Annotated in this window: 8 protein-coding genes; 1 reads left to right on the top strand and 7 read right to left on the bottom strand. The window is 64.8% G+C overall.

Annotation, left to right across the window (positions count from 1 at the left end):
- Nucleotides 1–239: 239 nt before the first annotated feature.
- The 5 genes from G6017_RS04205 to phnC are packed head-to-tail and all read right to left on the bottom strand — an operon-like array spanning nucleotide 240 to nucleotide 4,608.
- Nucleotides 240–944 (bottom strand): UTRA domain-containing protein, encoded by a 705-nt coding sequence (locus G6017_RS04205; RefSeq protein WP_032375806.1) that lies wholly within the window; start codon nucleotides 942–944, stop codon nucleotides 240–242.
- A 50-nt stretch (nucleotides 945–994) separates the two neighbouring features.
- The gene (locus G6017_RS04210) at nucleotides 995–2,005 is read right to left on the bottom strand and encodes a phosphonate dehydrogenase (protein WP_524536240.1); all 1,011 of its coding nucleotides are present in this window, start codon (nucleotides 2,003–2,005) and stop codon (nucleotides 995–997) included.
- Between the two features lie 20 nt (nucleotides 2,006–2,025).
- A complete protein-coding gene (gene phnE / locus G6017_RS04215; RefSeq protein WP_182616082.1) occupies nucleotides 2,026–2,862 on the bottom strand; it encodes a phosphonate ABC transporter, permease protein PhnE in 837 nt (278 codons plus the stop codon).
- Nucleotides 2,859–3,767 (bottom strand): phosphate/phosphite/phosphonate ABC transporter substrate-binding protein, encoded by a 909-nt coding sequence (gene phnD / locus G6017_RS04220; protein WP_182616084.1) that lies wholly within the window; start codon nucleotides 3,765–3,767, stop codon nucleotides 2,859–2,861. Before phnD ends, phnE begins: the two co-directional genes overlap by 4 nt.
- Nucleotides 3,760–4,608, bottom strand: a complete 849-nt coding sequence (gene phnC / locus G6017_RS04225) for a phosphonate ABC transporter ATP-binding protein (protein ID WP_182616086.1) — start codon at nucleotides 4,606–4,608, stop codon at nucleotides 3,760–3,762. Before phnC ends, phnD begins: the two co-directional genes overlap by 8 nt.
- Before the next feature lie 176 nt (nucleotides 4,609–4,784).
- On the opposite strand from phnC, the gene G6017_RS04230 reads away from it, so the two are divergent.
- A complete protein-coding gene (locus G6017_RS04230; RefSeq protein ID WP_020171046.1) occupies nucleotides 4,785–6,029 on the top strand; it encodes an alpha-D-ribose 1-methylphosphonate 5-triphosphate diphosphatase in 1,245 nt (414 codons plus the stop codon).
- 447 nt (nucleotides 6,030–6,476) lie between these two features.
- Here the strand turns inward: G6017_RS04230 and G6017_RS04235 are convergent, their stop codons facing one another.
- Both G6017_RS04235 and G6017_RS04240 read right to left on the bottom strand, forming a co-directional pair.
- Nucleotides 6,477–7,325, bottom strand: coding sequence for a hypothetical protein (locus G6017_RS04235; protein WP_141244306.1), 849 nt, complete (start codon nucleotides 7,323–7,325; stop codon nucleotides 6,477–6,479).
- A gap of 94 nt (nucleotides 7,326–7,419) precedes the next feature.
- The coding region (locus tag G6017_RS04240) for a type ISP restriction/modification enzyme (protein WP_347237943.1) at nucleotides 7,420–8,144 on the bottom strand (725 nt) is incomplete at its 5' end.

Genomic DNA, 8,144 nt, shown 5'->3' on the forward strand with positions numbered 1-8,144 from the left:
TACTTCATCGGTGAATTGAGGCTTAGATGCCGCGGGCAGTGGGATCTACTCATCTCTCCTGATTCGCAGACTTGACGGAATCCACATTATCGGCGTTAACATGACGGAAGTATCAGTAGCTGCGGTTACTGCCGTTTACCTGCGATAATTCCGCGGGTGTGGCGCGACGGTGAGGTCGTCCTGCTCCGCGCTGAGGACCTGGCGGCTATTCGGGGCGGGCGATGGGTTTGTCGTCCTGATTAGGTGGTGTCGAAGTCGACCTCGACTCGGAATACATCGGCTCGAAGCCAGGAGATCGTGAGTTCCACGGGGTGGTGGTTGCGTGCGGCGGCATCGGTGCGGGACCGGATAGAGATGACCGGTGGGCGGCCGCTCAGTTCGAGGTGCTCGGCGACGTGGGGTGGCGCCGGGTCGATGGCGACGCCGAACCATCCGCGCTCGGGTTCCAGCTTGTAGTGGGTGGCCAGGGTGTCGTGCAACGAGCCGGCAGGGTCGAGGATCTGGGGTAGGTCGGGGACGAGTTGGGGGTCGAGGTAGGTGTCTGCGTAGCCGACGAGCTCGTGGTCGATGTATCGGTTACGGGAGAGTGCGAGCAGTTGTCTGCGTGCTCCCACTTTCATGCGGTCACGGACCTCGGCGGGTGGGGTCTCGAGTCGCCACCCGGTGGTGCGAACGTCTGGGGCGAATCCGGCTTTGCGGACGCTTGCGCTCCAGGACGGTGGGATGTGTCGACTGATGGTGTAGTCGATGCGTCGGGACACGAAGGTGCCGCTGCCCTGCCGACGGCGCACGAGATAGCGCCTCTCCAGCTCGGTCAGTACGGCTCGGGCGGTGAGCCGGCTGACGCCCAAGGTGCGGGCTAGTTCGTCTTCTGACGGGAGCCGGGTGCCGACGGGCTGGTCGGCGATCTGCTCGGCGAGTGCGTCGGCGGCGGAAAGGTACACCGGTACCCGAGGACTGGTTTTGACGGGTGCGGCGTCGCTGATGGGCGTGATCATACTGCGGGAACGGAGGAGGTCGACGGTTTCCGCGGGTCGTTGACGGCTCCGTCGGGCACTTTTCCCGCGAGTGATTGCAGGATGGATCTCGCCGCGTGCTCCTCGATCGCCAAGCGTGCCGACGCGACCGCAGATCCGAGGTGCGGGGTGAAGAGGGTATGGCTCGTCAGTTCCATCAGGTCCGGGTGCAGGCCGCTGGGGCGGTCGGGTCGGGAGAGGTCCTCGAATTCGAACACGTCTGCGGCATATCCGCCGAGGTGTCCGCTGCGCAGGAGTTCGGCCACTGCGCCTTCGTTCACCACTGAGCCTCGTCCGACGTTGACCAACAGCGCTCCAGGTTGCATCGATGTCATCGCCTCGTGGTCGAGCAGGTGCAGTGTGTCCGCCGTCAGGGGGGCGCAGACCACCACGGAGTCGCTGTGCTGCAGAAGCTCGGCGAGTTCCACCCGTTCCATACCGATCGACGCCGCGGTTGCGGACGGCACCGGATCGGGGTCGTGGTAAAGAAGTCGGGGATTGAATCCGGAGAGCATTTGCGCCACGGCCCGGCCGAGTACGCCGGCGCCCACGATGCCAATCGTGGAGCCGACGAGTGTGCGTCCGTAGAGCACCGGCCGCCAGCCGCGGAAACCGGCTCGCACGGTGCGGTCACCGGTCGCCACGTGTCGAGCGAGGCCGATCAGCAGCCCGACTGCCAATTCGGCGGTGGGTTCGGTGAGTAAGTCCTCGACTCGGGTGAGCCAGATGCCGCGCTCGGTGCAGGCGCTAACGTCGATGTTGTCGTAGCCCTTGAGTGCGCCGGCGACCACCTGCAGTCGCGGGCAACCGTCGAGGAACTGCGCGGTGATCCGGTCGGGCATGAACGCCATCAGCCCGTCGGCGTGTGCTACTCGGCGTTTCAGTTCGGATGCCGGGAGGCTGTCGTCTTGCTGGTTCGGCACCACGTCGCACTCGCGGCCGAGCATGTCGAGGATCTGGGGATGCACCCGGTGGGTGAGGACGACCACCGGGCGCGCGGACGCGTTTGTCATTGGAACCTTCTTCGTAATGCTCCGCCGAGGGCGTCGACCACGGTGACGGTGGCGAGGATGACGAGCAGGATTGCGGAGACTTCCTGGTACTGGAGGGTGCGGAGGGCGGCGATCAGCTCGAATCCGATGCCGCCGGCGCCGACGACGCCGACGACTACCGAGGCGCGGAAGTTGAGCTCCCACCGGTAGACGGTGACGTCGGCCATTTGGGGCAGCACCTGCGGCAGGATGCCGTGCAGGATCACTTGTGCCCGGGTGGCTCCGGCGGCGCGGGCGACCTCGACGGATGCTTGATCGGCGCGTTCGATGGAGTCGGCGAAGAACTTTCCGACCATGCCGGCGGAGTGGATACCCAGTGCCAGGGCACCGGGAAGGGCGCCGAAGCCGACGGCGGCGACGAACACGATCGCCATGATCAGCTCGGGCACCGATCGCAGGGTGTTGAGGACCAGGCGCGCGACCGCGTAGACGGTGGGGTGCGGGGAGGTGTTACGGGCCCCGAGCAGCGCGAGTGGGACCGACAGCAGGACCGCCAGTGCGGTGGCCGCGATACTCATCGACATCGAATCCCACAGTGGGCCCCACCACCGGTTGATGTTGGTGAAGTCCGGGGGCCACATGTCGCCCAGGAGGTCGGCGATGTCGGCCAGTCCGGTGATCATCCGTTCGCCGTCGAGTAGTCCCACCGCCCAGACGCACACCAGCACCAGGACGCCGACGACGCCCATGGCGGCGCTGTTGCGCCCCCAGCCAATCCACACCCGACGGGAGATGTCCCGGTACTGTTCGTCCCGCCGTTCCTCGACGGGGTCCGGCAAAGTGTCGGCGGTCACTGGTAGTCCGCCAGGTCGATGTCCAGCAGGGGCGCAAGGTCGCGCACCGCGTCGTAGTCTTGATCGGTCACCGGTCCGAAACCGGCGGCCTCGAACGCCTCGAGCACGGCATCGTCGTCGAGTTCTAAAAACGCCGCCCGCACCTTTGCCTTGAAGTCCTCGGGCAGGTTCGTCTGCATAGTCCACGGGTAGTTGTAGTAGGGCTCGGACTCCTGGACGGTCACGACCACCTCAGGGTCGATGGTCCCGTCTCGGACCATGCGCTCGTAGATGGGCAGGCTCATTCCGCCCGCGTCGGCGTTGCCGTTCTGCACTGCCAGCGCCACCGCGTCGTGGGCGCCGACGTGCTGTTCTTCGTAATCGCCGTCGTCGACGCGCAGGCCCGCTTCCTCGGCGAGCATGGCCTTGGGTATCAGGTGGCTGGAGGTGCTGGCCGGGTCTCCCCACGCGACGGTCTTGCCAGCGACGTCGCCGAGTGTGGTGATGCCGGAGTCGGCATTAGCGAGAAACACCCCTTGGTAAGTAGGGGCCGCGCCTTCTTCCTCCTGCAGCGCGGCGAAGGGCTCGATGTCGGCCTTCTCCTGGGCGAGCACGTAGGACAATGGCCCGAAGTAGGCCAGGTCCAACCGGCCGCGGGTCATCGCCTCGATCATCGAGGAGTAGTCGGTGGTGACGATGAGTTCGACCTCGACGCCCAACTCGTCCTCTAGGTATTCCTTGAGCGGTTCGTTGTCCTGGATCACTTGAGACGCGTTCTCGTCGGGCAGCAGAGCCACGCGGAGGGTCTCAGGCACCTCGCCGGCGGCAGGCTCGGAGGTGGAACCGGAGCCGCAGCCGGTGAGAACAAGCGCGAAAGAAATCAGCGCCGCCAGGGCGGCAACTGTGGAACGGGCTGGTCTAATCATTGTGAAGAACTCCAGGATCTGGTGAATGTAATTCGGGTGATGCGAACAGCTTCCGGTCAGCGAGGTGGCCGGTGACAGTACTGGCGACGGTGTCGCCGTCGGATTCCTCAGTGACGCCTTCGTAGATGAGTCGAATGGCGTCATCGGTGACATCGGACACGGGGCTGTCATGCACGATCTCGCCGTGTGCGAGGCCGACGATGCGGTCGGCGTGCTCAAGGGCCAGGTCGACTTGGTGGAGGCTGGCGACGAGTGTGATGCCGTTGTCGTGACAGACACGGCGCAACAGCGCCATCACCCGGACTGCGGTGGCCGGGTCGAGGCTGGCAACCGGCTCGTCGGCGAGGATCAGCTGCGGCTGTTGGGCGAGTGCGCGGGCGATGCCGACGCGCTGCTGCATGCCGCCGCTGAGATTGTCGACCCGGGTGAGCGCGTTGTCGAGCAGACCAACCTGGTCGAGCGCCTCGAGGGCGATGCGCTCGTCGGCGCGACCAGCGGGCAGGAGACCGTGCCAGAAACTGTGGTAGCCGACTCGGCCGAGCAGCACGTTGCGCAGCGCGGTGTACCGCGGGACCAACTGGTGGTGCTGGAAAACCATGCCAGTGCGCCGGCGATGCCGTCGTAATGCACGGCGCGAGTCCAGTGCCGGGAGACCGGCGGCACGCACAGTCCCGGTGGTGGGCTGCACGAGCAAATTTATGCACCGCAGCAGCGTCGACTTGCCGGCTCCCGAAGGACCGAGCAGCACGGTCACCTGCCCGGCCTCGATCGTCAGGTCGGTTCGGCGCAGCGCCTGCACGCCCCCCTTGTAGGTCTTGCTCACCTCGACGAGATCGATCATGAGAACCCCTCTGTAGGACTTGGTCGAACACCCCGAAACCTATAGAGGACTTATGAACGGACGATCAGGGTTGAGAGAACGGTGAGTGAACCCCGTCCGACCATCCGATGCCGGTGAACGACCGATGACTTCCGCGTTCATGCGACGGCCATAGGGCCCTGTCAGAATGTGTCGTCATGACCTTCGGAAACTCGTGCTGGCCGCCGACAGATTTCGTGATCGGCCACGTCACTGCGGTGCTACCCGATCGGGTGGAGGACAACGCAAGAGTGGTGGTGCGCGAGGGTCGGATCGCCGAGGTGGGCCCACACCCGCCGGGTGCCGGCTGCACCCTGGACGCCCACGGCGCCCACTTGCTGCCGGGCCTGGTCGACGTCCACACCGACATCCTCGCGCGGGAGACCCGGCCGCGACCGGGCGTCGTCCTAGACCCTGCCTTCGCACTGACGTCGGCGGGCGGCCGTCTACGCGCGGCAGGAATCACGACCGCCTTCCACGGCCTTGCATTCCAGGAGCACTCCATCGTGGGAACGACGATCGGTTCCCCCGCTGCCGCAGAATTGTCCGATTCGCTGCGTCATGCCGACGACACCCAGGTCGACCACCAGGTCTTGCACCGGTTGGACGCCCGCTGCGAGTACGGCCGGACGCTGCTCGCAACGGAGCTGGCCGCACTCGACGACTCCGCGGATTCTGAAAGGCTTCGGAGCATCACCACACCGGATGATTCCCAACGCGCACGGGTGCCGATCGTCTCGCACGAGGACCACACACCGGGGCAGGGGCAGTTCGCCGACCCCACGACCATGCAGCGGTGGCTGATCACCAACGAGGGTATGACCGAGGCCGCTGCGGTCGACCACGTCGATCGGTGGCGTCGCACCCGCGCCGAACGTCTCACCGTGCGAGACCGCGCCCTCACGTGGCTGGGCGACCTGGCCCGAGCCGGACACATCCGGCTCTTCGGCCACGACCTGGCCACCCCGGAAGACGTCGCGGCTGCCGCCGACCGCGGCTGCACCGTGGCGGAGTTCCCAACGACCCTGGACGCCGCCCGTGCCGCCCGCGACCGAGGCATGCTCGTCGTTGCTGGCGCCCCGAACGTCGTCCGTGGCGGCTCCCACACCGGGAACGTCTCGGCAGCCGAGCTCGTCGTCGCCGGTGTGGCCGACTCCCTGGCCAGTGACTACCTTCCCTCCTCTATGCTCCCAGCCGCAGTGCGACTTGTGCGCGACGGCGTCCTCTCACTCCCACACGCCGTTCGACTGATCACCTCAGGCCCGGCCGCCTGTGTCGGTCTCTGCGACCGTGGCGCGCTGACCGAAGGCTTCCGAGCCGACCTCGTCCTGACTGACCTCAGCAAGACTTGGCCCGTCGCCCACGTCATTTCGACTCAGTCGCATACCGCTGCTCGCGAGTAGCTCGGATTCAGCGGCAGTAGGCCACGAGGACTGTCACCGCTTCGGCTGTCTCACACCAGTCCGGCGGAGGTCAAGCACCGATGACCTGATGCAACTCCCCGCCTGACCGCAAGCGAAGGATCAGAAACGAGTTACACCACCACACGGGGCTTGACCGGACTCTCGACTGACCACGGCGTCGAGGGGAGCGAACCTTCCTCGGACGTCACACCGAAAATGACCGCACACGCAGTCCGCGCTGTCAGCGGCAATCGGTCGCCCACTGACCAGCAAGCATGACGGAATATGACATTATCGGCGCGAGAAGACCGCGTTAGTGAAAGCGTCACTCAAGCGTTCGGAGCTGGTGAGTGAGTCGGGGCATCTCTCGGGCGCTGGTGGCCAGCCTTCGGCATCTCGCCTCCGCCCTCGGCGTCACCGAGGCCCAGATCGTCTTACCTACCAGTATCACTCGCGTTTTGGTCCTCGACCGAGTAGACGAGACGCGCGCCTCCCCAAGGCCCGCGCGCCAATCTTCGCTGCGAGCACTCGCTGACCGCCCGAAGCGGGCATTATCTCCAGCGGTGTAATCGGGGACTGCCAGAACACTTCTCCCAGTCCTGCATGTGCTGCCCAGTTGACGCGCATGCAGATATCGGCGACGTAGGAGTAGGACTCGTAACCAATCAAATTCGTGCGTCCGTTATCAATCCAAACGTGAGAAGCGAGCACTCCGATTCCTCGATCGAAACGAGTGCCACCGTCGAGTGCCATCGCGCGGTACGCCAACGAAGCAGACTCTTGGCGAGCAAGCATCAGCCGGGTATCCACCAGGTCGTCACCGTCTAAGAAGGCTGCAAACTCCGGAGGCGGCGCAAACCCAGCCTCTGCCATCCAACAGCCGAAGTTTTTCACTGCGTAGCTCCCGAGGAACCGAGCCGACTCTTGCCATGACCCGCCGTAGACCTGTCGCCAATCCAACGACTGAGCCCGGGAAAGTTCGTCTGCATTCGACTGAACAAAATTGACGTACACGTCGTAAGCCTCGTCAAATGGTTGGCTTCGCTCGTTATTGCACTTGCGGCAGAGGATCTTCGAAAATTTCACGGCTTTGCTGTTCGGGCCGCGTATTGAGTACAGCTTCTCGCCACTACGACCAAGATAGAGCCCTTCGTCGCCCCACATCCGGCGAAGAACGCTTGCCTTGTGACGATGCTCCTGACTGTCCGCGATGCTCCCGCACCACCAGCAGACCCCCGTCTGGTCCTGGCGCAGGCCCTCAAGAGCAGCCTGGTCTGCCGGTCTCGGTTCTGTCATACGACAAGTATGGCGGTGAAGCCGTCGCTCGAACGCCCACGAGCTGAGCAACTTGGAACGGCGAGCTACACCCGGACCCGCGATCACGGGTCTCTCACGTGAAGGAGAAGCCCAGCTGTCCTTCGTCGCCCTCATCGAAGCCGGGCTGTGCACTCGAATAATCTGGCCTGCGTTGGGAGTCCTTTGTCCCGTCCGGCCAGACGGCACCGGCGGAGGCAAGCATGTCTCGAGACGCCAGCGAGACGGACATGATCTCATCCAGCAGTTCCACCTGCGCTTCCTCGAGCCCGACCAGGCGGGTGAGCACCGACAGCAAGTCAAGAAGCTCGCTGGTCCACTCGGGCGGCCAAGACGAGACATGTACATCGTCGAGGGGACTGGACTTCTTTCCTCCTGGTTCGGCCTTGCGGTAGCCGAACCACGACCGGAGCACGTTCTTTCCTCCCACGGTGTACTCCCACACCGCAGGACTCACCGGGCCGAATGCGCCACCACCGAGTCGCACCTCACCCGTGGCCTCATTGAATATCATCTCGGATGGCATCTCAGCTATCGCCGCTAAATTCATCACCCGACGAGAATCTCCAGCCGCGAGCCGCACATCGCCGGCTGGACGCCCGGACTCTGGGTCAACGAACGTAGCGCCATAGGTGTGCAGCCAGGCAACCTCCATCCCGAGCGTGACGGCTCGTTCGAAGAGCTCCGGACTGGTCGTAAACGGCACTCGGATGCCCGGGGTAGTCAGCTCGTCTGCGAAACGCGCGGTAAACCCGGGATGGGAGAGCACCCCCGCTAGCCCCGCTGATTCATGGAGTGTGA

This window comes from Dietzia sp. B44 (assembly GCF_014145245.1).
Classification (GTDB): Bacteria; Actinomycetota; Actinomycetes; order Mycobacteriales; family Mycobacteriaceae; genus Dietzia; species Dietzia natronolimnaea.

Coding starts and splice junctions, on each gene's coding strand:
- phnD (WP_182616084.1), bottom strand. CDS start 3,767: ATGATTAGACCAGCCCGTTCCACAGTTGCCGCCCTGGCGGCGCTGATT.
- phnC (WP_182616086.1), bottom strand. CDS start 4,608: ATGATCGATCTCGTCGAGGTGAGCAAGACCTACAAGGGGGGCGTGCAG.
- G6017_RS04230 (WP_020171046.1), top strand. CDS start 4,785: ATGACCTTCGGAAACTCGTGCTGGCCGCCGACAGATTTCGTGATCGGC.
- G6017_RS04235 (WP_141244306.1), bottom strand. CDS start 7,325: ATGACAGAACCGAGACCGGCAGACCAGGCTGCTCTTGAGGGCCTGCGC.